Annotated in this window: 26 protein-coding genes and 2 tRNA genes; 7 read left to right on the top strand and 21 right to left on the bottom strand. The window is 55.6% G+C overall.

From position 1 onward, the window contains the following. Positions 1-147: 147 nt before the first annotated feature. A complete protein-coding gene (locus ACJJID_RS00930) occupies positions 148-1,656 on the top strand; it encodes a M48 family metalloprotease (protein WP_152451583.1) in 1,509 nt (502 codons plus the stop codon). Between the two features lie 82 nt (positions 1,657-1,738). Here the strand turns inward: ACJJID_RS00930 and nadA are convergent, their stop codons facing one another. Beyond that, positions 1,739-2,791, bottom strand: coding sequence for a quinolinate synthase NadA (gene nadA, locus ACJJID_RS00925; protein ID WP_444921087.1), 1,053 nt, complete (start codon positions 2,789-2,791; stop codon positions 1,739-1,741). Positions 2,792-2,999: 208 nt separating this feature from the next. On the opposite strand from nadA, the gene ACJJID_RS00920 reads away from it, so the two are divergent. Then, positions 3,000-4,100, top strand: a complete 1,101-nt coding sequence (locus tag ACJJID_RS00920; RefSeq protein ID WP_444921086.1) for an NAD(P)/FAD-dependent oxidoreductase — start codon at positions 3,000-3,002, stop codon at positions 4,098-4,100. 121 nt (positions 4,101-4,221) lie between these two features. Here the strand turns inward: ACJJID_RS00920 and ACJJID_RS00915 are convergent. The 17 genes from ACJJID_RS00915 to ACJJID_RS00835 form a co-directional block, all read right to left on the bottom strand. Further along, positions 4,222-4,297: transfer RNA gene (locus ACJJID_RS00915), tRNA-Lys, on the bottom strand. A gap of 103 nt (positions 4,298-4,400) precedes the next feature. Further along, a tRNA-Lys gene (locus ACJJID_RS00910) sits at positions 4,401-4,476 on the bottom strand. A gap of 131 nt (positions 4,477-4,607) precedes the next feature. Then, positions 4,608-5,285, bottom strand: coding sequence for a 7-cyano-7-deazaguanine synthase QueC (gene queC / locus ACJJID_RS00905; protein ID WP_152456091.1), 678 nt, complete (start codon positions 5,283-5,285; stop codon positions 4,608-4,610). A 38-nt stretch (positions 5,286-5,323) separates the two neighbouring features. Further along, a complete protein-coding gene (gene queE, locus ACJJID_RS00900) occupies positions 5,324-5,983 on the bottom strand; it encodes a 7-carboxy-7-deazaguanine synthase QueE (protein ID WP_152451571.1) in 660 nt (219 codons plus the stop codon). A 129-nt stretch (positions 5,984-6,112) separates the two neighbouring features. After that, on the bottom strand, positions 6,113-6,955 hold the full coding sequence (locus tag ACJJID_RS00895) for a YbgF trimerization domain-containing protein (protein ID WP_444921085.1): 843 nt from the start codon (positions 6,953-6,955) through the stop codon (positions 6,113-6,115). 18 nt (positions 6,956-6,973) lie between these two features. Next, complete coding sequence (locus tag ACJJID_RS00890) at positions 6,974-7,459, bottom strand: OmpA family protein (protein ID WP_152451567.1); 486 nt, start codon at positions 7,457-7,459, stop codon at positions 6,974-6,976. A 95-nt stretch (positions 7,460-7,554) separates the two neighbouring features. After that, on the bottom strand, positions 7,555-8,850 hold the full coding sequence (tolB, locus tag ACJJID_RS00885) for a Tol-Pal system beta propeller repeat protein TolB (RefSeq protein ID WP_152451565.1): 1,296 nt from the start codon (positions 8,848-8,850) through the stop codon (positions 7,555-7,557). Continuing rightward, positions 8,847-9,641 carry a cell envelope integrity protein TolA gene (gene tolA / locus ACJJID_RS00880; RefSeq protein ID WP_152451563.1) on the bottom strand — a complete coding sequence of 265 codons (795 nt, stop codon included), beginning with the start codon at positions 9,639-9,641 and terminating at the stop codon, positions 8,847-8,849. The genes tolB and tolA overlap by 4 nt, the downstream gene beginning before the upstream one ends. Before the next feature lie 7 nt (positions 9,642-9,648). Further along, positions 9,649-10,080, bottom strand: a complete 432-nt coding sequence (tolR, locus tag ACJJID_RS00875; protein WP_152451561.1) for a protein TolR — start codon at positions 10,078-10,080, stop codon at positions 9,649-9,651. 20 nt (positions 10,081-10,100) lie between these two features. Beyond that, positions 10,101-10,790, bottom strand: a complete 690-nt coding sequence (gene tolQ / locus ACJJID_RS00870) for a protein TolQ (protein ID WP_152451559.1) — start codon at positions 10,788-10,790, stop codon at positions 10,101-10,103. A gap of 4 nt (positions 10,791-10,794) precedes the next feature. Further along, complete coding sequence (gene ybgC, locus ACJJID_RS00865) at positions 10,795-11,199, bottom strand: tol-pal system-associated acyl-CoA thioesterase (RefSeq protein ID WP_152451557.1); 405 nt, start codon at positions 11,197-11,199, stop codon at positions 10,795-10,797. A 55-nt stretch (positions 11,200-11,254) separates the two neighbouring features. After that, on the bottom strand, positions 11,255-12,277 hold the full coding sequence (ruvB, locus tag ACJJID_RS00860) for a Holliday junction branch migration DNA helicase RuvB (protein WP_444921084.1): 1,023 nt from the start codon (positions 12,275-12,277) through the stop codon (positions 11,255-11,257). Between the two features lie 24 nt (positions 12,278-12,301). Beyond that, on the bottom strand, positions 12,302-12,913 hold the full coding sequence (ruvA, locus tag ACJJID_RS00855) for a Holliday junction branch migration protein RuvA (RefSeq protein WP_444921083.1): 612 nt from the start codon (positions 12,911-12,913) through the stop codon (positions 12,302-12,304). Positions 12,914-12,982: 69 nt separating this feature from the next. Next, positions 12,983-13,510 (bottom strand): crossover junction endodeoxyribonuclease RuvC, encoded by a 528-nt coding sequence (ruvC, locus tag ACJJID_RS00850; protein WP_152451551.1) that lies wholly within the window; start codon positions 13,508-13,510, stop codon positions 12,983-12,985. A gap of 165 nt (positions 13,511-13,675) precedes the next feature. After that, on the bottom strand, positions 13,676-14,419 hold the full coding sequence (locus tag ACJJID_RS00845; protein WP_152451549.1) for a YebC/PmpR family DNA-binding transcriptional regulator: 744 nt from the start codon (positions 14,417-14,419) through the stop codon (positions 13,676-13,678). A gap of 104 nt (positions 14,420-14,523) precedes the next feature. After that, entirely contained in the window at positions 14,524-16,302 is a 1,779-nt protein-coding gene (gene aspS, locus ACJJID_RS00840; protein ID WP_444921082.1) for an aspartate--tRNA ligase, read from the bottom strand. A 77-nt stretch (positions 16,303-16,379) separates the two neighbouring features. Continuing rightward, positions 16,380-16,646 (bottom strand): FmdB family zinc ribbon protein, encoded by a 267-nt coding sequence (locus tag ACJJID_RS00835; RefSeq protein ID WP_444921081.1) that lies wholly within the window; start codon positions 16,644-16,646, stop codon positions 16,380-16,382. Between the two features lie 288 nt (positions 16,647-16,934). On the opposite strand from ACJJID_RS00835, the gene ACJJID_RS00830 reads away from it, so the two are divergent. The 5 genes from ACJJID_RS00830 to ACJJID_RS00810 all read left to right on the top strand — a co-directional run bounded on the left by ACJJID_RS00830 (position 16,935) and on the right by ACJJID_RS00810 (position 22,182). After that, positions 16,935-17,342, top strand: a complete 408-nt coding sequence (locus ACJJID_RS00830; protein ID WP_152451543.1) for an HU family DNA-binding protein — start codon at positions 16,935-16,937, stop codon at positions 17,340-17,342. Between the two features lie 258 nt (positions 17,343-17,600). Continuing rightward, on the top strand, positions 17,601-19,331 hold the full coding sequence (locus ACJJID_RS00825; protein ID WP_444921080.1) for a proline--tRNA ligase: 1,731 nt from the start codon (positions 17,601-17,603) through the stop codon (positions 19,329-19,331). Positions 19,332-19,518: 187 nt separating this feature from the next. Continuing rightward, on the top strand, positions 19,519-20,085 hold the full coding sequence (locus tag ACJJID_RS00820) for a lytic transglycosylase domain-containing protein (RefSeq protein WP_444921079.1): 567 nt from the start codon (positions 19,519-19,521) through the stop codon (positions 20,083-20,085). Between the two features lie 3 nt (positions 20,086-20,088). Continuing rightward, on the top strand, positions 20,089-21,156 hold the full coding sequence (locus ACJJID_RS00815) for a helix-turn-helix transcriptional regulator (protein ID WP_444921078.1): 1,068 nt from the start codon (positions 20,089-20,091) through the stop codon (positions 21,154-21,156). Positions 21,157-21,339: 183 nt separating this feature from the next. Next, on the top strand, positions 21,340-22,182 hold the full coding sequence (locus ACJJID_RS00810) for a sterol desaturase family protein (protein WP_444921077.1): 843 nt from the start codon (positions 21,340-21,342) through the stop codon (positions 22,180-22,182). An 18-nt stretch (positions 22,183-22,200) separates the two neighbouring features. On the opposite strand, the gene ACJJID_RS00805 is transcribed toward ACJJID_RS00810, so the two are convergent. The 3 genes from ACJJID_RS00805 to ACJJID_RS00795 all read right to left on the bottom strand — a co-directional run bounded on the left by ACJJID_RS00805 (position 22,201) and on the right by ACJJID_RS00795 (position 23,779). Then, positions 22,201-22,518 carry an AEC family transporter gene (locus ACJJID_RS00805; RefSeq protein ID WP_444921076.1) on the bottom strand — a complete coding sequence of 106 codons (318 nt, stop codon included), beginning with the start codon at positions 22,516-22,518 and terminating at the stop codon, positions 22,201-22,203. A gap of 2 nt (positions 22,519-22,520) precedes the next feature. Next, complete coding sequence (locus tag ACJJID_RS00800; protein ID WP_444921075.1) at positions 22,521-23,174, bottom strand: AEC family transporter; 654 nt, start codon at positions 23,172-23,174, stop codon at positions 22,521-22,523. Between the two features lie 140 nt (positions 23,175-23,314). Then, complete coding sequence (locus ACJJID_RS00795) at positions 23,315-23,779, bottom strand: DUF4345 family protein (protein ID WP_152451531.1); 465 nt, start codon at positions 23,777-23,779, stop codon at positions 23,315-23,317. Positions 23,780-23,833: the final 54 nt, after the last annotated feature.

Genomic DNA, 23,833 nt, shown 5'->3' with positions numbered 1-23,833 from the left:
CCGTCAAAGCTTTACCCTTTTTAACTCGCCAGCTGGCGCAAACCTGAACCTTTACAGACCCACTCGGTCAAACTCTCGACAGTTCAACGGGGTTGCGTATAGAGTTGGACTATAGATCCTACACGGACAGACCGAGCAGTAATCAAAATGACTGATCCCCAAAAAAGCCTGCCTCGTCGATCGTACAACTCGACCCTCTCACAACGGCTGCGCGGCAGTTTAAAGGCACTGGGCATCGGCCTATTGCTCGGCAGCACTCCCTTAGCGGCTAGCGCCGACTCCGAGGGAATCCGTCTGCCAGAACTCGGCGACAGCACCAGCGGCCTGGTCTCCCCCCAGCGAGAGAAAGAACTAGGGCAGATGTGGCTGCGCATGTTTCGCAGCCAAGTAAAAACCTCTTCAGACGCACTCCTACAGCAGTATGTCGAGAAAACTGTCAAAGGGCTCGCCGAGTACAGCCCTTTAGAGGACAAGAACATTGATGTGGTCGTGGTGAGCAATGAAACCATGAACGCATTTGCCGTCCCCGGCGGCATTATGGGCATTCACACCGGCCTCTTCCTGTTTGCGGAAAACGAGGATCAGTTTGCCTCGGTAATTGCGCACGAACTGGGCCACCTCAGCCAGCGTCACTACGCCCGCTCGCTGGAGGCCCAGCGCAACAATACCCTACCCACTCTAGCCGGCATGCTCGGCGCCTTGGTCCTCGCTGCTACCGCCGGCGGTGATGCTGGTATCGCCGCCATGACCGCGACCCAGGCCGCGGCGCTGGACAGCCAGTTGCGCTTTAGCCGTAAGAATGAACAGGAGGCCGATCGGGTCGGTATCGAGACCCTGGCCAAATCTGGCCGCGACCCGGACGCTGCCGGCGAGATGTTCGAGCAGATGCTCAAAGCCACACGTTACTATCGCCGCCCGCCGGAGTTCCTGCTGACCCACCCGGTAACAGAAAAACGAATTGCCGATGCCAAGCTGCGCTCCCAGCGCATGGAAAATGTCGAGCCGAGCGACAGTCGCGATTACCATATGATGCGCGCCAGGATTCGCCTGGCCACTGAAGCGACGCCGCAGCAGGCAGTCAAGCGCTTCCAGGCAGAACTCAACGGCATTAATGACAATGAAGATGCCGCTCGCTACGGCCTGACACTGGCACAGATCGCCGCAGGCAGGCCGGATTCGGCCCTGGACACCTTGCAACCCCTCCTCGACAAGGAGCCATCCAAAGCAGCCTTTGTGCTGGCGCGCGCGGATATCGATCTGGTGCGGCATGACTACACAGGTGCCACCCAGCGCTTACAGCGCGCACTGGATCGCAACCCCGGCGATCACGCCCTGGTGATGGGGCTCGCCAACGCGCACTTTAAGGCCGGTAACTACCTGGCTGCCGAGCGCATGCTGGCCAAATACAGCCGGGTGCGCAAGAAAGATCCGGCCGTGTGGTACCTGCTGGCAGAGACTCACGGCTTGGCCGGGGATATCGTCGGCGTACACGAGGCCCGCGCCGAGTACTACATTCTCAACGGTGTTTTCGACAAAGCGCTGCAACACCTGCGCCACGGCATCCGTATGACCCAGGACGATTATCAAACCAATGCCATTTTGAAACAGCGTCTCAAGGATGTAATCAAGATGCAGGAGAAAGCCAAGGAGCTTTGACCCCTGAGACCAACACCAACAAAAAGAGCGGCCATTGGCCGCTCTTTTTGTTGGAATCAAATCACCCCACTGGGCACTCTTCTTAACCTTTACGGAAGTCCAGCATTCTCTGCAGCGGGATCATCGCCTTGCGGCCCAACTCCGCATCTACAAAAATCTCGTTATCGCCGCGTTCCAGCACTCCACAGAGGTTCTCCAGGGAGTTCATCGCCATCCAGGGACAATTGGCGCAGCTGCGGCAGGTGGCGCCGGCCCCAGCGGTGGGAGCAACCATCAGCTCTTTATCCGGGCATTCCTGCTGCATCTTGTAGAAGATGCCCTGGTCGGTTGCCACGATAAAGCGCTTCTCAGGGCGGGTCTTGGCCGCATTAATAATCTGCGAGGTAGAACCCACTACATCCGCCAGCTCCACTACTGAGGCCGGGGATTCCGGGTGTACCAACACTACCGCATCCGGGTAGAGCGCCTTCAGATCCTCCACCCCTTTCGCCTTGAACTCCTCGTGCACGATACAGGAGCCGTCCCAAAGCAAAACATCTGCACCAGTTTCGCGCTGCACATAACCACCGAGGTGCTTGTCCGGCGCCCACAGGATTTTTTCGCCATTGGCATCCAGGTGATCCACAACATCCAGGGCGATACTGGAAGTGACCACCCAATCCGCCCGTGCCTTCACCGCGGCGGAGGTATTGGCATAAACCACTACTGTGCGATCTGGATGCTGATCACAAAATTCGGAAAACTCTTCGGGAGGGCAGCCTAGATCCAGGGAGCAGGTTGCCTCAAGGGTCGGCATCAATACTTTTTTGTTCGGAGTGAGAATCTTGGCGGTCTCACCCATAAATTTTACCCCGGCCACCACCAGAGTATCGGCGCTATGCTTAGCGCCAAAGCGGGCCATTTCCAGGGAGTCAGACACACAGCCACCGGTCTCTTCGGCCAGCGCCTGGATGAGCGGGTCTGTGTAATAGTGAGCCACGAGCACGGCATTCTGCTCTTTCAGCAGACGCTTTATACGCTCGCGCCAGGCTTGCAACTCCTCTTCACTGTATTGAGGCACAACCGGCTCCGCCAGGTGCGCCTGCACCAGAGAGCGGGAATCTACCTGTTCTGCGACAATGGACTTTTGGGTCATGGCCAACTACCACTAGCGAAAAGCGCGCATTATAACGCATTGCGACGCCATATCAGTGCACCTAGAGAATTAACAACTAGTTATTCGACAGCGCTGCAAGGTAAGTTGCTCACCCCTGTGCACACCCAACCAAACCAGGGGCTCAGAGTTGAGCAAGAAACTGCGCGTTTAGGCAACCAAAGTTATTTCCTTATCGGCGGACCCTTAAATGGAAAAGGTAGAGAGTGTTGTGATCGGTGCCGGAGCTATCGGCCTCTCCTGCGCCTACGCTCTGGCCAGTAGAGGCCGGCGGGTACTGGTTTTGGAACAGCACACTAGTATCGGCACTGAGATAAGCGCCCGCAGTAGCGAGGTAATCCATGCCGGCACCTATTATCCCAGTAACAGCTTAAAAGCCCGGGCCTGTGTCTTGGGTAAAGCCAAACTCTATCGCTTTTGCCATGAGCATGCCGTGCCACATAAAGCCATCGGTAAATTAATCCTGGCCACCAGCGAATCCCAACTCGCACAACTCCAAGCCTTGAAGGCACAAGGCGATAAGAACGGTGCGGGAAGGTTGAGGCTACTGAACAGGAAAGAAGCCGAGGCGATAGAAGCAAAACTGCACTGCCATAGCGCAATTTACTCACCCACTACGGGTATTTTCGATAGCCACGCCTTTCTACTGGCTTTACAAGGCGCCCTGGAAGCAGAGGGCGGCCAGGTTGTATTGAATACAGCAGTGAACAAAGTATCGCGCGGAAGCGAAAACTATCAGCTGACCATGGGCGACGGTTATCAGCTTGCCGCAGATCATTTAATCGTAGCCGCGGGACTGCACAGCCACCGATTACTCTGCACCATCAACGATGAAAGTATTCGGCAGGCCGTCCCAAGCCAATTTCTGGCAAAAGGGAATTATTTTTCTCTCGACCACAAACCCCCTTTCTCCCACCTGATCTATCCCCTGCCAGAGCCCGGCGGTCTCGGCATCCACCTCACATTGGACATGGAGGGCTATGCCCGCTTTGGACCCGATGTTGAGTGGATAGATAAAATTGAGTACAGGGTGGATAAAAACCGAGGAGAAAAATTTTATAAAAGTATTCGTCTCTACTGGCCCGAACTTCCCAATGAAAGCCTGAGACCGGACTATGCCGGTATTCGTCCAAAACTGGCAGCAAAGGGCGGCCCACTCCAGGATTTCAAGGTGCTCCACAAGGGCGAAACACAAGGGCCGCAATTAGTGGCCTTTTTTGGGATTGAGTCGCCCGGCCTTACCAGTTGCTTATATTTGGGGGAGATGGCAGCCGACTTCATTTGCCGCTGAAACTGCTCTCTATAGAGACAAATAAATGCCTTAACCGCTCAGCCAAGTAGAGAGTTTTCAGGCGTGAGTAAGCCAATGCTTGCAGGGAAGAAATACAATTAAGAGGAAAGCAGTAGAGAAATGGTGGGTCGTGCTGGATTCGAACCAGCGACCAATTGGTTAAAAGCCAACTGCTCTACCAACTGAGCTAACGACCCTTAGGAAGTTGGGCGAACTTGGCATGTCCCAACTCAGGATGCTTTTACTTCTTTCGCAGATCTGTAAAAGCTGTGGGGTTACTGTGAGTATCCCCGGCGGAAATGGTGGGTCGTGCTGGACTCGAACCAGCGACCAATTGGTTAAAAGCCAACTGCTCTACCAACTGAGCTAACGACCCTTTTCCGTGCCTCGATGTGAGGAGCTGCGTATCTTACGGATCTATTCTGAAAAGACAATACCTAACCCGAAAAAAAATCTAACAAATTTAAGGAGTTAGGTATTCCCCTTGAAAATGACACCAACTGACAATCAGCTGGCATACACCGTGGGGTCCGCCAAGCCCGCATCGGCAAATCCCACTGCACGCAGCCGACAGCTATCGCAGCGGCCGCAGGCCGCACCATCGGGGCGCGCCTGGTAACAGGATACCGTCAAACTGTAATCAACCCCAAGACGGGTTCCCTCAAGCACGATATCCGCCTTGCTCATCTGCATCAGCGGCGCTCTTACAGAGAGCTTGTGTCCTTCAACCCCAGCGCGAGTGGCGAGGTTGGCCATTTTCTCATAGGCCTCGATATATTCCGGACGGCAGTCTGGATAGCCGGAATAGTCCACCGCGTTGACGCCAACAAAAATATCCTGGGCTCCAAGAACCTCGGCCCATCCCAGGGCAATAGAGAGAAATACCGTATTGCGAGCCGGCACATAGGTGACCGGAATTCCGCTGGTTTCCTCTTCTGGAACCTCAATACTGTCATCGGTCAGGGCTGAGCCGCCGATCGAACGCAGATCGAGTTTCACGACTTTGTGTTCTACCGCACCAAGATCGGCCGCGACGCGCTTCGCTGCCAACAATTCAGCTTCATGGCGCTGACCATAATCGAAACCCAGCGCATAACACTCGTAACCCTCTGCACGCGCCATGGCGAGCACCGTGGCCGAGTCGAGGCCACCGGACAGCAAAATTACCGCTTTCTTTGCAGTCATCTTTTCCTCAATGTTTTTATTCACAATCTCCGGGCCAATCAAACACCCGGGATATCTCCCCACAGCAATTTGTGCAGCTGCATCTGCATGCGCACCGGCAAGCCATCGGCCAAAATCCACTCCGCCAGTTGTCGCGCGGGCAACTGCTCATAGCTGGGGGAGAAGAGCACCTCTCCTACTCGCTCCGGTAAGCGATACTGATCCAGGGTAAATCTGGCCCACTCGTAATCCCCCCGATCACAGATCACAAACTTGATCTGATCGTCACGGGTGAGCAGCTGCATATTTTCCATGCGATTGCGGTGTTGCTCCCCAGAGGCCGGGGTTTTCAGATCCACAACCCGTGAAACTCTAGGGTCCACCTGATCCACCGGCATGGCGCCACTGGTCTCAAGTGATACCGAATAACCGGCGTCACAGAGGGCTTCCAGTAGAGGTAGACAATTGGGTTGCGCCAGGGGCTCGCCTCCTGTCACGCAAACATGACGCGCGGGGTGGCTCTGCACCTGCAGTAATATCTGCTCCAGGGTCATGCGCTCACCGCCATAAAAAGCGTATTCCGAGTCGCAATAGGTACAGCGCAGCGGGCAACCGGTCAGGCGAACAAACACCGTTGGTAGGCCACTTTCTCGCGCCTCCCCCTGGAGGGAGTAGAAAATTTCACTAATTCTGAGTGATTCTTTAGACAGATTGGTCATACACACCCGACACAAAAACGCCCGGATGGCACATGCCATCCGGGCGCGGGATCATAGGCTTTTTCTGATCAAAAAACCAGCGACGCTCACTATAGAACAGAAGAGCAGGGCTACAGCCCTAGCTCTGTGCTAGAAGTTCTCCTGGAGATACTTCTTAGCCAGGTTCGAGGCGCGGGCATCACTCCCCGCCACCTGCTCCAGCAGGTTACGGGCTTTCTGCTGATCTCCCAGCTGGTGGTAAACCGTACCCAGCTTATAGCGGCCGTCCCATACTTTATTGGAGTTGGGGTAGCCGTCCAGCAGCGCCACGAACCATTCGCGGGCCTCCTCCAGATTCCCCTGTACCAGCGCTATCTCACCCAGCCAATAATTGGCATTGGGGGCGTACTGACCATTGGGAAAGTCTTGCAGCAAGCTCTTGAATTCAGCGCTGGCACCACCGTAATCGCCATTGCGGGCCAGACCAAAACTAGCCTGGTAGCGGTCGCGCTCACTCTTGCCGTCCTTTGGCCCCTGGGGCTTCGGCGGCATGGCAGAGCCTCCCCGTACAGAAGCGCCGCCACCACCTTTGACAGGTGGTTGTACCGAAGGCTGGACAGATGGCTGTGCCGAGGGCTCGGTGCCGCTCAGGCGCGCAATACGCCGATCCAGATCCATGTAATCCTCGGTGCGCTGCTGCTTGAGACGCTTGAGCTCGTGACGCAACTCCTCAACCGTTCCGCGCAATTCGCGCACTTCCTGCTGCAGTACCTGCATCTGGTAGTAGGCCTCGGCCTGGGGGTTGGTCTTTGCTTTCGGGCTGGAGGTGGTAGCGCGGGCGAGGTACATGTCCTCGGCACCTGTGCCACTAGAAAGGGGGGACTGTTCCTGGCTACTTGTAGACAGGTCGACAATCGGGGCCTGGGAGAAGACGGGCGATGCCGCAGCCATTACGGCTGCGGCGATCGCCAGTTTTCTAATCGTAAAAGCCATTGGCATCCATTTTGACGATTAGTTAATAACAACGCGACGGTTCATCGCACGGGCAGCTTCGTTAGAGCCCATTTGAGCCGGACGCTCTTCACCGTAGCTGATCACTTCCAGGTTAGCTGCATCTACGCCCTGCAGTACCAAAAAGTCGCGTACGGCATTGGCGCGACGCTCACCCAGAGCCAGGTTGTACTCGCGGGTGCCCAGCTCATCAGCATGGCCTTCGAGGCGAACAGCAGAGGTATTACCGCGCATACGGTCAGCGTGGCGGATCAGCAGTTCACGGGTTTCCGGCTTCAGCAGGGATTGGTCGAAGTCGAAGTAAACTACATTCTCCAGAGGAGCCATGGTTTCACTCTCATCGACAACAGTGGTTTCAACCTGGGTGTCAACCTCGGGCTGGGTGTACTCCTCGCCGCTGCTTTTATCGCTGTTAGTATTGCTACAACCGGCCATTACAGCCAAAACACAGGCCAGTCCCAGTCCCGTTTTTACTGATTTCAACATAAGCTACTCCGCTTTTAGTGTTATCGAAAATCCTGAAAGATTTTTTTAAGTTGGTCTTATAAATACCCTACGCCCCAGAGCGCTGGGCCCCCACCTCAATCAAAGTATGGCGACCATGCCGGTTCCCGGACATCGCCTCTCTGTGAGGGTAAGTTGTACTTCACCCCGGCATCCAGCGATACCGCAGCCAGAATGCCCTTGTCTCCGCGCTTGGTTGCGTACATCAGCATGGCTCCATTCGGGGCAATGCTGGGGGATTCGTCCAGGGTGGTCTCCGTAAGGACACGCATCCTGCCCGAGTTAATATCCATCGTGGCGATGGTAAAGGTTCCCCGGTTGCGATGTACCATGACCAACGTCTTCCCATCAGGAGAAACTCGCGGCCGCGCATTGTAGTCGCCATCGAAGGTTAAGCGGTCGACTTGGCCAGTGGCAAGAGTCAATTGATAAATTTGTGGCTTCCCTCCCCTATCTGAGGTGAAAACCAGCGATTTACCATCCGGCATCCAGTTTGGCTCGGTATCAATGGAGAAGTGTCTGGTCATGCGGGTGAACTTGCCACTCGCCAAGTCCAGAACATAGATCTCCGGGTTGCCGTCCTTGGAGAGCACCATAGCCAACTTGGTTCCATCGGGAGACCAGGTCGGTGAACTGTTGATGCCCTTGAAGTTGGTCAGCTGTTTGCGCTCGCCGCTGCGCAGATTTTCGCGGAAAATCGCCGGGCGGCCGGTCTCGAAGGAAACGTAAGCCAGCTCCTGGCCGTTGGGCGACCACATGGGCGACATCACCGGCGCGCTGAAGCGGCGGATCTGCTTGGCGCGCGCCCCATCAATATCGGAGCGCATCAGCACATAGCTGGGTTTCCCCCCGCGACTCTCCTCCTGCACATACACCATTTCGGTGGAGAAGGCGCCACGTATTCCGGTAATGGCCTCGAAGATTTCATCTGCGGCGCGGTGAGCGATATCGCGCAGCTGGGTCTGGCCACCGCGCACCTGCTTGGTGAACATCTTGTGCTGGCCGAATACGTTAACCAGGTCAAAAGTCAGCAGATAGCCGGAGGCCTGGGGCTCTATACGGCCAGTAACAATGTATTCGGTGCCGAGAATACGCCAATCGCGGAACACCACATCTTCCGGGGTTTTAGGGAAGGACAGCATGTCCTCCTTGGGCACCGGAGAAAAAAGGCCACTGCGACGCAGGTCGGCGGAAATAATCCCGGAGACATCTTCTCTAAGGACACCACCGCCCGACCAGCTGAATGGAGAGATCGCGATCGGGGTGGGGTCATCGATTCCGCTGGTGATATCCACCACCAGCTGGGCGCGAGCCCCCAGGCTGACCGAGGCGATTGCAATAATGGCGACTGTCTTCAGTAAACTCTTGATCATTGGCGCAGATCTTCGACTTTAAAGTTCAAAATTGTGGTGCGGACTTCCCGCTCGAATATCACCGGCTCTTCCCGGGCCAACTTGGCCACTTCCGGGAAAACTTCCACCCGGCGGATAGCGGTGAGTACCGATCGATCCAGGGCCGCATTACCGCTGCCCTCGACGATATTAGTTGCCACCACCCGGCCAGTGGGGACAAAATTTATTTTTACCTTGGTCAACATACCGTTGCGGGCGCTCGGCGGGCGGCTCCACACCGCTTCAATTTGCTGCTGGATGGCCTGGGCCACAGACATCACCGCCTGCTGTCCCTCATTGGCATCAAGCAGCTCTTGCTCATCCTCTAGCGCTTCATTAAAAGAACTCTCCCGCTCTTTGGCCAGCTGTTCTTCGAGTTCTTTTTCCTTACGCTCTTTCTCTTTGCGTTCCTTCTCGCGACGGGCCTTTGCTTCCTTAGCCTTGCGATCGGCCTCGGCTTTGGCCTTGCGTTTTTTCTCCGCTTCCTGCTTTTTCTTTTGCTCCAGGGCCGCGCGGCGTTTGCGCTCCACCTCGGCCTTGCGCTTCTGCTCAGCCTCGCGCTGGGCGCGCTGCTGAATTTTGTCTACTTTCTTGGGCAGTTTCTTCTTTGGTGTCGCCGCCTCAATAGTTACCAGCTTGGCCTGCACAAACTTCGGCATCGGCTTGCGCTCAGGCATACTGCTGGCTTCCCAACCAAAGGTCATAGCTGTGATCAGCGCTCCGTGTAACAGGAGGCTGATCACTATCGCCAGTACGTAAAAGCCTTTATTCACCGGCACCCTACCCCTGCGGTGGCTCTGTCACCAGACCGACACTGGGCGCACCGGCCTGCTGCAGCTCGGTCATGGCATTGACGATCAGACCGTAGCGGGCCTCAGTATCGCCCCATACCAGTACAGGAGTTTTCGGCTTCTGCCGCAATACCTTAGCCACCGTCTCCTTGATCTCAGTGAGAGGCTTGGCCTCCTGCTCATCGCTACCCAGATTTAGGTAATAGGTGCCATCGGCACGCACTGAAATAATCAGAGGCTCCTCATCGGTGTCCTCCATCGGCGCCGAGGGCGCGTTTGGCAGGTCCACTTTGACTCCCTGCATCAACAATGGTGCCGTGACCATGAAGACAATTAGCAGCACCAGCATCACATCAATGTATGGCACCACATTGATCTCGGAGACCAGCTTTTTCTTGGTTCCCTTGCGAAACACACTCATAGGGTTCGCCTACTCACTACTCAGCCGGAGTGCACTTTGCGGTGCAAAATAGAGGAAAACTCCTCGGCGAAAGTTTCGTAGCTGGACAACAGCCACTCCGCCTTAGCCGAGTAGCGGTTATAGGCCATCACCGCGGGGATCGCCGCGAACAAGCCCATCGCCGTAGCCACCAGTGCCTCACTGATACCGGGGGCAACCGTGGCAATGGTGGCCTGATGCATAGTGGCGAGGCCGCGGAAGGAATTCATAATCCCCCAGACGGTACCGAACAGACCGATATAGGGGCTAACAGAACCAACCGTCGCCAGGAACGGCAGGTTCATCTCTACCTTTTCCTGCTCCCGCGACATGGCTACGCGCATGGCGCGCTCGGTGCCTTCCATAACCGCTTCCGGGCCACTGCTGCCCTGCTGGCGCAGGCGGGTAAACTCGGTAAAACCGGCGCGAAACAGAGACTCAACCCCGTCGGTCTTGCCTTTCTCGGCGCGCTCATTGCCTTCGCGGAACAGTTTGTTTAGGTCCGCGCCGGACCAGAAGCGGCGTTCAAAGTTATTGAGTGCGCGCTTGGCCTGGGACAAGTAGAGCCCGCGCTGGATAATCATGACCCAGGACACCACTGAAGCCAGTAACAGCAGCAGCATAACGAGCTGTACTAATAGGCTGGCGTTCTGGATTAGCCCCCAAAGAGAAAGTTGTTCACCGGCGTTCATCTTCTTAAATAACTGCCTTTAATGCTGAATAAATGGGTTCCGGCAGGGCACAGGGCCTGCGGTTGTCGTCAGCGACACAGGCCACTTTGACCACACCTTCGCAAATTAGCTCATCGCCGCGCCAAATTTTTTGTTCAAAGGTCACGGCGGCACGGCCCAGTTTGCCAATCGCCGCAGTAGCGCGCAATGCATCGTCGAGGCAAGCTGAGCGGCGGTATTGGACCTCGGCGGAATGTACCACCAGCAACAGCCCTTCCTGCGGCATCGCCGGCTTATCATACCCGAGGGAACGCAGCAGTTCTGTGCGCGCGCGCTCCATATACTTTAAATAATTCACGTAATACACGATGCCGGCCGCATCGGTATCTTCGATATAAACCCTTACCGGAATACCGAACTCTTCCTTCATTGAATTTCCCTCACTTCCACAGTCACCCGGCTCAGCAGCATAGAGAGCTGGGTCATCAGCTGATTTTATCCGGCTTGGGCAGACCAAAGTGTTCGTAAGCTAGCCCGGTAACCACTCGCCCACGGGGCGTCCGGGCAATATAACCCTGCTGAATCAGGTAGGGCTCCAACACATCCTCCAGGGTATCCCGCTCTTCGCTCACAGCCGCGGCGAGGCTATCCACCCCCACTGGACCGCCATCAAACTTCTCGATCATCGCCAGCAGCATACGCCGGTCGAGGGAATCAAAGCCTTTTGTATCCACATTGAGCATATTCAAAGCGGCATCGGCAATGTTTGAGTCCACTGCCCCATCGCCCTTTACTTCCGCATAGTCGCGCACACGGCGCAACAACCGGTTGGCGATCCTCGGCGTACCGCGGGCGCGGCGCGCCACCTGTAAGGCGCCGCCTTCATCCATTTCCACCCCCATCAGTCTGGCGGAGCGGCGCACGATACTGGTGAGATCTTGCACGTTGTAGAATTCCAGCCGTTGCACTATGCCGAAGCGGTCGCGCAGGGGCGAAGTGAGCAGGCCCGCTCTGGTGGTGGCCCCCACCAGAGTAAAAGGTGGCAGATCCAGCTTGATGGAGCGCGCCGCCGGTCCCTCGCCGATCATAATATCCAGCTGGTAATCTTCCATTGCCGGATACAGGACCTCCTCCACATGGGGGCTGAGGCGATGGATTTCATCGATAAACAGCACATCCCCCGGCTCCAGGTTGGTCATCAACGCAGCCAGATCACCGGCCTTCTCCAGTACCGGCCCCGAAGTGGTCTTAATCGCCACTCCCATCTCTGCGGCAATAATGTTGGCCAGGGTGGTTTTGCCCAGGCCCGGGGGGCCGAATACCAAAGTATGATCCAGGGCCTCTTTGCGCAGTTTGGCCGCCTGAATAAAAATCTCCATCTGCTCGCGCACCACCGGCTGGCCCACATAGTCGGCCAGGGCTTTGGGGCGCACGGCGCGGTCATACTGCTCTTCCTGCCCCGTGGGCCCCACAGGTTCGGGGGCGACCAAACGATCGGCTTCAATCATCGCAACAACTCCAAGCCACTCGGTTTAGGCGGGCGCCATGCCTTTTAAGGCCAGACGTATCAAGGCGGCACTATCGGCTTCGGGCTGTTCCTTACCCGCGCGAGCTACCATTTTGCTGGCTTCGGTGGGTTTGTAACCCAGAGCCACCAGGGCGCTCTCCGCTTCGCCTGCATGGTCTACTTTCGGTGCGGCAGCCGCAGCCAGCAACGGGATATCGTTGGCATCGCCGAAATCCGGGGTCAACTTATCGCGCAGCTCTACAATCAAACGCTCAGCGGTCTTCTTTCCAACACCTGGCACCTTAACCAGGGCCGCAACATTATCCTCCGCCACACAGCGCGCCAGGGCCGCACCATCGAGGCCGGATAAAATCGCCAGGGCCATCTTGGGCCCCACACCACTGACTTTGATCAGAGTGCGGAACAGCTTGCGATCAGCATCGCGAATAAAGCCGTAGAGCTGCTGGGCCGTTTCTGAAACTGCCAGGTGCGTATGCACCTGGACCGGCTGCCCAAGTGGAGGCAATTCAAAAATCGTGGTCATGGGCGCGAGTACTTCGTAGCCCACACCCTGCACATCTATCAGCAACATAGGGGGCTGAACCGCGGCCAGGGTGCCACTCAATCTTCCAATCATGGTGTTATTCCAGGTTTATCTATCGCTGCCCACAGTGAGGACGTGAGGAGCGGGATTTTGTAGAGTTCGCTACACGCTGAGGCGGCCGCGGCGAAAACGACTGCGCGCTCCACCGGCGGTAAATAGCAGGGTCTGCTCCGTGTGCATATGGCACAGGGCCACGGCGAGCGCATCGGCAGCATCCTCCTGGGGAGTCCCCGGCAAAGACAGCAGGGTTTTGACCATGTGCTGTACCTGCAGCTTGTCGGCCGCACCACTGCCCACCACCGCCTGCTTGACCTTGCGCGCCTCATACTCGGCCACTGCGAGGCCGCTATTCGCCCCGGCCACTATGGCGGCTCCGCGCGCCTGCCCTAATTTCAGGGCTGAGCCCGCGCTCTTCGACATAAACACGTTTTCAATGGCCATCTGCGCCGGCTGGTATTGCTGGGCGATCTGAGTAACCGCATCGAAAATGAGTTTTAAGCGTTCGGGTAAAGGGCCCTCGGGAATACGAATCACCCCACTGGCCACATAGCGGGCAACACTCCGTTCTACATCAATAATTCCATAGCCCGTTTTGCGCGAGCCGGGGTCAATACCCAGGATTCGGGTCAAGAGGCGTTCCCCAAATATCTGTATGTTTATATAGTGGTGGGAGTGTCCCAAGGTGAAGGCAAAGCGTCAAGGGAGATCGCAGGCTGAGCCGAAAAAGTAGGTATTTGGAAAGGGGGTTAAGGTAAGCCTGGGGCAAGCAGCGCCCGCCCCGGCCGCGGCTGGGTCTTAGCCCAACTCTTCCATCACCTCTTCGGGAATATCCGCGTTGGTGTAGACATTTTGTACATCATCGAGATCTTCCAGCATCTCGATCAGAGCCAACACTTTCTCCGCGCCCTCTTTATCGAGCGGGATTGTGGTGGACGGGATCATGGCGATTTCGGCGCTGTCCGGGGTGAAGCCCGCAGCTACCAGGGCGTCTTTCACCGTGAGGTAATCCTGGAATTCGGTGGTCACTTCCACACTGCCATCATCGTTGGTCTCGATATCCTCGGCACCCGCTTCCAGGGCCGCCTCCATCAGGGACTCTTCATCCACGCCAACGTCGTAGAACATCTGGCCTTTACGGGTAAACAGGTAGCTTACGGAACCATCGGTGCCCAGGTTGCCCCCACGCTTGGAGAAGGCGTGGCGCACTTCAGCCACGGTGCGATTGCGGTTGTCAGTCAGGCACTCCACCAGTACCGCTACACCGCCGACACCGTAACCTTCGTAAACCACGGCCTCATAGTTATCGCCATCGGCATTACCGGCACCGCGGGCGATGGCTTTATCGATAGTGTCACGCTTCATATTCGCGCCTAGGGCCTTATCGATAGTGGCGCGCAACGTCGGGTTATCGTCCGGGTTTGGGCCCGCCTTTGCGGCCACGGTCAGTTCGCGAATAATCTTGGTAAAAATCTTGCCCCGCTTGGCATCCTGAGCCGCTTTGCGGTGCTTGATATTGGCCCATTTACTATGTCCGGCCATGTTCCATCTCTCTTCAGTCAGTGCGTGGAATGGGCCAATAAGCGAAGCGATATGCCCATCACCACGATTTGATGGGCTCGCTTCGCTCGGCCCATCGGGGAAAATTAGCTAATTTTTTCTTCTTTCTGGCGTAGGCGAATACTCAACTCGCGCAGCTGCTTGGCATCCACAGCACCCGGAGCGTCTGTCATGACACAGGCGGCACTCTGGGTTTTGGGGAAGGCGATCACATCGCGAATGGAATCGCTGCCGGTCATCAGCATCACCAGCCGATCCAGGCCAAAGGCCAAACCACCGTGGGGCGGAGCACCATATTTGAGGGCATCCAGCAGGAAGCCAAACTTCTCGCGCTGCTCTTCTTCATCGATACCGAGAATACGGAATACCGCTTGCTGCATCACCTGATCGTGAATACGCACAGAACCGCCGCCCAACTCGGTACCGTTCAGCACCATATCGTAAGCCCGCGACAATGCGCCCAGCGGGTTCTGCTCCAGTTCTTCAGGACTGCAGGAAGGCGCGGTGAATGGGTGGTGCAGTGCGGTAAGGCTGCCGTCGTCGTTTTCCTCGAACATCGGGAAGGCCACGACCCATAGAGGCGCCCACTCGCTGGTGTACAGATTGAGGTCCTCACCCAGCTTGCAACGCAGTGCACCCAGGGCTTCGGAAACAATCTTGGCGGTATCGGAGCCAAAGAAGATGACGTCGTCATTTTCCGCCTGCAGGCGATCGAGAATCGCTGCGCGAGTTTCCAGCGGCAGGAATTTTACGATGGGAGATTGGAGGCCATTCTGCAGATCGGAACGATCGTTGACCTTGATATAGGCCAGGCCTTTGGCGCCATAGATGCCAACAAATTTGCCGTAGTCATCCAGCTGCTTGCGTGTCAATTTCTTACAACCGCCCGGCACCTTGATTGCTGCCACCCGCCCCTTGGGGTCGTTGGCGGGACCGGAGAATACTTTGAAATCCACTTCGGTCATCAGGTCCTTGATCTCTACCATTTCCAGCGGAATACGCAGGTCCGGCTTGTCGGAACCGTAACGCAACATGGCCTGGTAGTGGGTCATGCGCGGGAATTCACCCAGCTCAATCCCCTTCAATTCCTTAAACAGCTTGCGCACCATGCCCTCGGTGATCGCCATGATCTCCTCCTCGTCGAGGAAAGAGGTCTCGATGTCGATCTGGGTGAATTCCGGCTGGCGGTCGGCGCGCAGGTCTTCATCGCGGAAACACTTGGCGATCTGGTAGTAGCGGTCGAAACCGGACACCATCAACAACTGCTTAAACAGCTGTGGAGACTGTGGCAGGGCGAAGAATTTGCCCTCGTGGGTGCGGCTCGGTACCAAATAATCGCGCGCACCTTCTGGGGTGGCACGGGTCAGGATCGGGGTCTCGATATCGAGAAAACCGTGCTCGTCCAGATAATTGCGAATCGCCGTAGTGAGCTTGGAACGGAAATATAGGTTGTTCTGCATTTCATTGCGGCGTAAATCCAGGTAGCGGTATTTGAGGCGTACGTCCTCACCCACTGCAGTGTGCTCATCCAGCTGGAAAGGCACTGTCTCTGCAGTATTGAGAATTTCCAGCTCGGTGCCGTACACCTCGATTTCGCCGGTCACCATATTCGGGTTGAGGGCTTCGGGGGCGCGGGCGCGCACACGGCCGGTCACCTTGAGGACATATTCGCTGCGCACGCGATCGGCCATTTCGAAGTGCTCGGCCGCATCCGGATCGAATACCACCTGAACAATACCCTCGCGGTCGCGTAGGTCGATAAAGATTACACCGCCGTGATCGCGGCGGCGGTCGACCCAGCCACAGAGGGTTACTACACGGTCTATGTCCGCGGAACGAAGGACGCCACAGTAGTCGCTGCGCATGGATGAAAATTCCCGTTATCGATAGGTAAAAAGGTTAAATAGAGAGTACACCGCACTGGCGGCTCCGCACAGCGGGTTTAAGCCGTCTTCGCCGCCTTTGCAGGCTGGCTATTTTTGGCCTTGGAGCCATTGGCGGCATCGCCGGCAAGATTTTTCTTGCTGCCGGTCTTAAAGTCAGTCTCGTACCAGCCGCCGCCCTTGAGGCGGAATCCCGCTGCTGAAATCTTCTTTTGCAGCTCGGCCTTATCGCAGGCCGGACAGTCTTTGAGCGGATCATCGCTCATGCGTTGCAGGGCCTCCATCTCGTGGCCACAGGCATTGCACTGGTATTCATAGATCGGCATGACTTAGTACCCGATGCTGGAAAAAGGGGGACAGAGTATACATGAGCCCCCCAAAGGGAAGAAGCAGGCACACCCTTTTAGCCTTTGTAGAAGGGGTTTGGGGTCTCAAATTGGGTAAGAAGTAAGGAAAAAGCACTATTTTTCTAGTATTTTCCCGTGCGGCCAAACAAAAACTATATATACTTCCCCCCATCACCCGCTGAGACGCCGTTTTGTGGATGCAGCGCAGCGGGAGACCGAACACATTTTTACCGGATATACACCGAACAACAAAGAAGGAAGTAAGCCATGGCAATCGCCAAGAAAGCTGCCAGCAAAACCGCTGCCGCCAAGAAGGCTCCAGCAAAAAAAGCCGCTGCCGCTCCAGCCAAGAAAGTAAAAGCGATCAAAGATAAGTTCACCAAAACCCAGATGCTGAACCAGATCGCGGAAAATACTGAGCTGTCCCGCAAGCAAGTTCAGTCTGTTCTGGACGAGCTGAGCGATATCATCGAAGGCCACATCAAGAAGCGCGCTGTAGGCGAGTTCTCCCTGCCGGGCCTGATGAAAATCACCACTGTGAAGAAGCCGGCTAAAAAAGCCCGCAAAGGCATCAACCCCTTCACCGGTGAAGAAACTGTGTTCAAGGCGAAGCCCGCCAGCATCCAGGTAAAAATTCGCCCGCTGAAGAAGCTGAAGGAAATGGCAGAGTCCTAAGACTCTCCTGCCCCAGGCACAAAACCCCGCAACTGCGGGGTTTTTTTATAGGCCGCAAACACTATTTTCTGGTGGCCATAGACCCACACTTTATCGCACCCGCTACAAAGTCTTTAAATCGCCTTCTTCCCTGTATCAGCAGGCTGCCACTTCCACACAAATAACAGAGCCCACATGGGAAGCTATCCAGCAATATTTATTAGCGGGTGAATAGCGTAAAATAACCAGCTTACCGATAATTGAACCCAGTTTATTCCTATGCGCGCATCCCGTTACCTCATCGCAACCCAAAAAGAAACGCCCAACGACGCGGTAGTAATCAGCCACCAGCTGATGCTGCGTGCGGGTATGATCCGACGCCTTTCCTCCGGCCTCTACACCTGGCTGCCCACCGGCCTGCGCGTACTGCGTAAAGTAGAGCGTATTGTGCGCGAGGAAATGAACAATGCCGGCTCCCTGGAAGTGCTGATGCCGGTGGTGCAGCCGGCAGAACTCTGGGAGGAATCCGGCCGCTGGCAGCAGTACGGCCCTGAACTGCTGCGCATCCAGGATCGCCACAACAACGATTTCTGCCTGGGCCCAACCCACGAGGAAGTGATCACCGATTTGATCCGCAACGAGATCAAAAGCTATAAACAGCTGCCGGCCAATTTCTACCAGGTACAGACTAAATTCCGCGACGAAATTCGTCCGCGCTTCGGTGTGATGCGCGCGCGTGAGTTCACCATGAAGGATGCCTACTCCTTCCACGTGGATGCGGATTCCCTGCAGGAAACCTACGACATCATGCACGGCGCCTACTGTCGCATCTTCGACCGTATTGGTCTGGATTACCGCCCCGTGCTAGCGGATACCGGCTCTATCGGTGGTTCCAGCTCCCATGAATTCCACGTCCTGGCACAAAGCGGTGAAGACGATATCGCCTTTTCCACCGAGTCCCGTTACGCCGCCAATGTCGAGCTGGCCGAAGCCGTAGCCCCCACTGGCGAGCGCGCAGCGCCCAGCCAGGGGATGCAGGAAGTACACACGCCCGGACAAAAAACCATTGCCGATGTCAGCGAATTCCTAAACAGTGATCCGGCCCACTCGGTAAAAACCCTGATCGTGCTGGGTGAGTGCGAAGAAGGTGAGACCGCACCGCTGGTAGCGCTGGTATTGCGCGGCGACCACGATCTGAACGAGCTGAAAGCGGAAAAACTGGCCGGCATCGCCAGCCCGTTGCAATTCGCCCCAGAGCAGCGCATCGCCGAAGAACTGGGCTGCAATATCGGTTCTTTAGGCCCCGTCGGCATAAAGGTCGAAACCATTGTGGACAGAGCCGCGGCGCACCTGGCGGACTTTATCTGTGGCGCCAACCGCGATGATTACCACTTCACCGGTGTGAACTGGGACCGCGACGTGAAACTCGGCCGCGTTGAAGACCTGCGTAATGTCGTTGCCGGCGACGCCAGCCCCGATGGCCAGGGCACCCTGGAAATCAAACGCGGAATCGAAGTCGGCCATATTTTCCAACTGGGTGACAAGTACAGCCGCGCCATGAACGCCACCGTACTCGATGAGAACGGCAAGGAGCAGGTTATGCCCATGGGCTGTTACGGCATTGGTGTATCCCGTATTGTCGCCGCTGCTATCGAGCAAAACCACGACGACTCCGGCATTATCTGGCCTGATGCCATAGCGCCCTTCCAGCTGGCAATTGTGCCCATCAATATGCACAAGAGCGATGTGGTGCGGGAAAAATGTGAACACCTGTACGAATCCCTGCGCAGCAAAGGCGTCGATGTTCTGCTAATGGATGAACCCAAGGCTCGCCTGGGCGGCATGCTTGCAGATATCGAGCTGATCGGTATCCCCCACCGTATCGTCATCGGCGACCGCGGCCTGGAGAAAGGCATTGTGGAATACAAGGGCCGCGCCGATGCGGAAAGCCAGGAGTTTGCGGTATCCCAACTGGAGGAAGTACTGCTGGAAAAGTTTGGCAAGCGCTGATCTGGCTATGAGATAGGTAATTTTTACTCTATCTCAAAACCCTCTCGCTGAAATACCAACGTAGCAGGCTAAGTTCGTTGGTATTTCACAGCCCCATTCGATCCAGACACACCTCCCTGCACAGATTTGAGCAAAAGGTCCATAAAAGGCGCTACCCAATCTCCTTGGATCTCGTAAAATTCCCTGCATGATAAGAAAAGCTATAACTGCACTGGGACTCAGCCTGATCTGTTGCAGTGCGATATCCCAGGCCAACACCAAGCAAGTTGATCCAGAGCTGCGGCTCGCCCTGCGCGAGGCCATCACTCAGGCGGACAGCTTTGCCGATCGCTTTGATGCGGAGGTGTGGCTGATGTCAAAATCCCAGCCCCTGGCACGCTATATCAAAGACCCGAAAAGACGTATGCATGTCCTAAAGGCAGTGCATCGCGAGGCGACCCGAGCGGGTTTGCGCCCGGAAATTGTTCTGGCGGTAATCCAGATCGAAAGTGCCTTTAACCCCTACGCGGTCTCTCGAGTAGGGGCTCAGGGTATGATGCAGGTAATGCCATTTTGGAAAAAAGAAATCGGCCGCCCCGATGACAACCTAATCGATATGGATACCAATCTGCGCTACGGCTGCACCATTCTCAAACACTACATCAAAAAGGCCAAAGGTAACCTGGCCAACGCCCTCGCCTATTACAACGGCAGCTATGGCCGCCACACTTATAGCAGCAAGGTCCTGGATGCCTGGGCCAGCCGCTGGAGATAGGCCGTGACCTCCGGCTATTTATTTTTTTCTGGTGGTGCCTGCGCACTGCTATTACTGGCTGCGACCAAGGTTTCCGTCAATCACCGGCGACTCGCTGCAGGGCGCTGGCTGATATTGGTTTTGATCGGTGTAATCTGCTATTTGCTGTTGCCAACGCTCCCCCCTCTTACCGGGTTAATGGCGCTGCTGATTCACCTACCGGTGATCCTGGTGCCCGCCGCCTTCTGGTTGTTCACCCACCTGCTCTGTCGCGAGGAAGAACCCTTCCCGCGTTGGGGCTGGGCTCCTATCGGCCTCTCCATCACCTTTAGTATTGCCGCCAATCACGCGCCAATCCCACTAAGCACCAGTGCCGAGGAAGTCTTTTTTAACTTGTCCCAATTCACCCGCCTGGGCCTGATCGGCCTCGGCATGCTCACCCTACTGGGGCAGTTTCAATCGGATTTGGTGGAAGAACGCCGCCGCCTACGGGCCATACTGTTGATCGCTGTAGGTACCTATATGCTGATCGTCATTAGCGCCGAATCCCTGTTTGCCTATCGCCCCGTCCCCAATGGCGTGCCAACCCTGCATGCCCTACTCGCCAGCTTACTATCTCTGGCAGCCTGTTTATGGCTACTGGCACTGTCACCCAGCGCCCTGGGCGACTCTCTACCAAGACCACCAACGGATATCCTTACAGAGGAAATCCCCCCTCCGACACCTGTGCCAACCCTGGATGAGCAGCAGCAGATGCAACTGGTTAAATTGCAAGCGCATATGCAAGGTGGCGGCTATCGGCACACGGGACTAACTATTCGCGAACTAGCGGAACAGCTACATACTCGTGAGCACCTGTTGCGTACCCTGATCAACCGCCATTTGGGCTATCGCAACTTCAACGAATATCTCAATCAATTTCGCATCGATGAGGCCAGCGCCCGCCTGGCCGACCCGGAACAGGCGCATCTGCCAGTGCTGACCATCGCCCTGGATATCGGCTACCGATCACTCAGCCCTTTCAATGCCGCCTTTAAGCGCCGCCATAACCAGACCCCGACTGAATACCGCCGCGAAAAACTACCCGCCTGAATGGGCAGCGGTTCGGAATTCGTCAGCATTATTTCGCTTTCCGCAAGCCACCATCAGTAAATCTCTCCAGACTGGGAACACTAGTGCACCAGCTAGCCATGCGAGTAGCACCTAGAATCCCAATAGACTCTGGATACCCAGTGCCTCCTCCTGACTGCGCCAACGAAATGGATGGTGAAAAATATGGAATTCCTCGCGGATGTGGCTCATTACGGAACCACCCACTTTAAATTGACCTTATTTCGCTATGTATTGGCCGCATCTGTAATGAGTATCTGTGCAAGCTGGCTGTTTCGCGCCTGGATGAATCGGCGACGCATCCAGAAGCGCCGAGCGAGCTGGGGGGATATGCGCCGGGAAGTGAGCTACTCCATGCTGACTGTCTGCATTTTTACCCTGTTCGGCATCAGCATAAATTTGCTCCAGGATATGGGGATCGCCAAGCTATACTGGAATTGGAGTGATTACCCACTGTGGTGGGGCATCCTGAGCCTGCCCGTAGTTATTTTGCTTCATGACGCTTATTTCTACTGGACCCACCGGGCAATGCATCACCCGAAGCTGTTTAAGCACTTCCACAAACTACACCATATGTCGCGAACCCCTACCCCCTGGACAGCCTATAGCTTTTCCGTGGGTGAAATTTTTATTAACGGGCTCTTTTCCCCACTAATTGCTCTGACAATCCCATTGCACCCAAGTATCTGGCTTAGCTTCCTTTTCATTATGATTTTCCGCAATGCCATGCTGCATACAGGACGGGAGTTCCACCCGCGTGGCTGGGTAGACGGTGTTCTGGATAACATGACCACCACCACCCATCACGATCTGCACCACCAGCGCTTCCAGGGCAATTACGGTTTTTACTTCACCTGGTGGGACCGATTAATGGGCACGGAATTTAAGGATTACAAAGAAGTATTTCGTCAAGCTGTAGACGGCAAACTACACGGCGGGCAACCAATGGAAACTGATAAAGTGGAGCTGCGCCCCAGTGATAGCGGCTCCGGGAAAATTACCGCTTGATCAGCTGGTTTACTTAAATCACTGGCTTTCAAAGTAGAGTGTCAACGGCAGTGTTATCAGGCTGATAAAGGAGGTGGCGACCACCATAGCCGAAGCAACTCCTCCATCACATCCATAGCGCTTCGCCAGTACGGCGGCAATGGCCCCAGAGGGCATTGCCGCCTGCAAAACCAATAGTTCTCTCTCGATATGTGGCAACTTAATTGGCATTGCCAGAGCCCATGCCACCATAGGCTCTGCCACTAACTTTAACAGGACGACCACCAGGATCAGGCCCGCCAGTTGACGCACGGCGATAGGGCGCAGGGCCAGACCGATACTAAATGCCACCAGCACTATCAAGGACTGTCCGGAATCCGTAATATATCCTCCAGCAGCTGCACGGTAACATTCCCCTGAGGCAGGCCAAATAGGGAAATAACCGTGCCTAAAACCATCGTGATAAAAATAGGCGACACGAAAAAAGGTTTACAAGCCTGCCAGACATTGGCCTGCTCACCTTCATCCCGCCCGAAATAAATAGCCACTGCAACACCGATAGTGAATACCGACAGGAGTGCACCATATTCACCAATGAGGACACTATCCCGCATTACCAGAGGGTCATCATGAAAAACCCGGCGAATGAGCGAGAGTCCTAGGGTCGAAGAACCGCCAAAACCTGCAACCAGAACAATGGAGCCAAGGGTCTTTCGTCCCAGCCCCATCAATTTGCCCACAATCCAGGCAGGTACCATGATTGCGAAACTGACAATAAATAGGGCGGGAGCTGGAAGAAGAGCCTGTGAGGAAAAAGGGACTTTAATTAGGCTGTGTAAAATCACCGCAGGCAGTGCAAAGTCTGTTGCCAGACGTCCAAAAACCCTCTGCTCCGCCACAAGAATACCCCACGACTGCGCAGCCAAATCGCACAGGCACAGAGCGAAACCAGGATAACGAGAGCTTCCACCAAACTTTGGAATTGAGACATTACCCATATCCATCAGTGACATGATGCGGCAAACACCAGGCCAGTGCCTTAGAGCACAGACCGGACTTCTCTCAGTATTAACGCGAAAAGTAAGAACCGCTCACCGACGAAAGTCACTAGTTAACAGAAATAAGGGGCAACTCAGTATTTGGCAGGTTTGGATTAATGCCCGTGTTGCAGGGGGAGCCAACGGGATTCCCGATAACAGTAGAGCCCCCACAGCACCATAACCACTTCCAGGGCAAAGAACAGTAAATTGCGCTCATCAAAGCTACTGCTGGCAAACATGCCAAAGAGGCGGCCAGCCGCAAATCCAATATAGGAGATCGCAAGAGAAGCATAAGCCGCCCGACGATGGGGGCGCATGGCCAGGGCTACGAGCAGGAGTACGGCTATGGCCAACATAAAGCCGGCATAAGTTGCGAGAAATTCAGGTACCGCTGCAGGGGAGGAAAAGGTAAAACCGACGGCCGCAGCAAAAGGCTCCGGGTTAAACAGGGCCCCGAGACCTATAGACGCAAAAATTAACAGATTGAGAGTCAGGTAGACTCGCCCTAAATATTTCAACTGCCACTCCCCTGCACCGGCGATGATTACCAGCCCCTGAATAGCAGCCTTTCCAACCACAGTCGCTGCATAGAAGCCTGTCTAAAGTATATATGAGGTTGCAGCCGCCACTCT

Source organism: Microbulbifer sp. CnH-101-G (assembly GCF_052466775.1).
The sequence above is the reverse complement of the archived record's forward strand: the minus strand, read 5'-3'. Positions and strand labels throughout refer to the sequence as shown.

Excerpts from the sequence above, each read along its gene's own strand:
- tolR (WP_152451561.1), bottom strand. The coding sequence starts at position 10,080 with ATGAGTGTGTTTCGCAAGGGAACCAAGAAAAAGCTGGTCTCCGAGATC.
- ACJJID_RS00835 (WP_444921081.1), bottom strand. The coding sequence starts at position 16,646 with ATGCCGATCTATGAATACCAGTGCAATGCCTGTGGCCACGAGATGGAG.
- ACJJID_RS00810 (WP_444921077.1), top strand. The coding sequence starts at position 21,340 with ATGGAATTCCTCGCGGATGTGGCTCATTACGGAACCACCCACTTTAAA.
- ACJJID_RS00895 (WP_444921085.1), bottom strand. The coding sequence starts at position 6,955 with ATGGCTTTTACGATTAGAAAACTGGCGATCGCCGCAGCCGTAATGGCT.
- ACJJID_RS00820 (WP_444921079.1), top strand. The coding sequence starts at position 19,519 with ATGATAAGAAAAGCTATAACTGCACTGGGACTCAGCCTGATCTGTTGC.
- ACJJID_RS00920 (WP_444921086.1), top strand. The coding sequence starts at position 3,000 with ATGGAAAAGGTAGAGAGTGTTGTGATCGGTGCCGGAGCTATCGGCCTC.
- ACJJID_RS00845 (WP_152451549.1), bottom strand. The coding sequence starts at position 14,419 with ATGGCCGGACATAGTAAATGGGCCAATATCAAGCACCGCAAAGCGGCT.
- ACJJID_RS00800 (WP_444921075.1), bottom strand. The coding sequence starts at position 23,174 with ATGTCACTGATGGATATGGGTAATGTCTCAATTCCAAAGTTTGGTGGA.
- ACJJID_RS00825 (WP_444921080.1), top strand. The coding sequence starts at position 17,601 with ATGCGCGCATCCCGTTACCTCATCGCAACCCAAAAAGAAACGCCCAAC.
- ACJJID_RS00890 (WP_152451567.1), bottom strand. The coding sequence starts at position 7,459 with ATGTTGAAATCAGTAAAAACGGGACTGGGACTGGCCTGTGTTTTGGCT.
- ruvA (WP_444921083.1), bottom strand. The coding sequence starts at position 12,913 with ATGATTGGAAGATTGAGTGGCACCCTGGCCGCGGTTCAGCCCCCTATG.
- tolB (WP_152451565.1), bottom strand. The coding sequence starts at position 8,850 with ATGATCAAGAGTTTACTGAAGACAGTCGCCATTATTGCAATCGCCTCG.
- queC (WP_152456091.1), bottom strand. The coding sequence starts at position 5,285 with ATGACTGCAAAGAAAGCGGTAATTTTGCTGTCCGGTGGCCTCGACTCG.
- ACJJID_RS00830 (WP_152451543.1), top strand. The coding sequence starts at position 16,935 with ATGGCAATCGCCAAGAAAGCTGCCAGCAAAACCGCTGCCGCCAAGAAG.
- nadA (WP_444921087.1), bottom strand. The coding sequence starts at position 2,791 with ATGACCCAAAAGTCCATTGTCGCAGAACAGGTAGATTCCCGCTCTCTG.
- tolQ (WP_152451559.1), bottom strand. The coding sequence starts at position 10,790 with ATGAACGCCGGTGAACAACTTTCTCTTTGGGGGCTAATCCAGAACGCC.
- queE (WP_152451571.1), bottom strand. The coding sequence starts at position 5,983 with ATGACCAATCTGTCTAAAGAATCACTCAGAATTAGTGAAATTTTCTAC.
- ybgC (WP_152451557.1), bottom strand. The coding sequence starts at position 11,199 with ATGAAGGAAGAGTTCGGTATTCCGGTAAGGGTTTATATCGAAGATACC.
- aspS (WP_444921082.1), bottom strand. The coding sequence starts at position 16,302 with ATGCGCAGCGACTACTGTGGCGTCCTTCGTTCCGCGGACATAGACCGT.
- ACJJID_RS00930 (WP_152451583.1), top strand. The coding sequence starts at position 148 with ATGACTGATCCCCAAAAAAGCCTGCCTCGTCGATCGTACAACTCGACC.
- ruvB (WP_444921084.1), bottom strand. The coding sequence starts at position 12,277 with ATGATTGAAGCCGATCGTTTGGTCGCCCCCGAACCTGTGGGGCCCACG.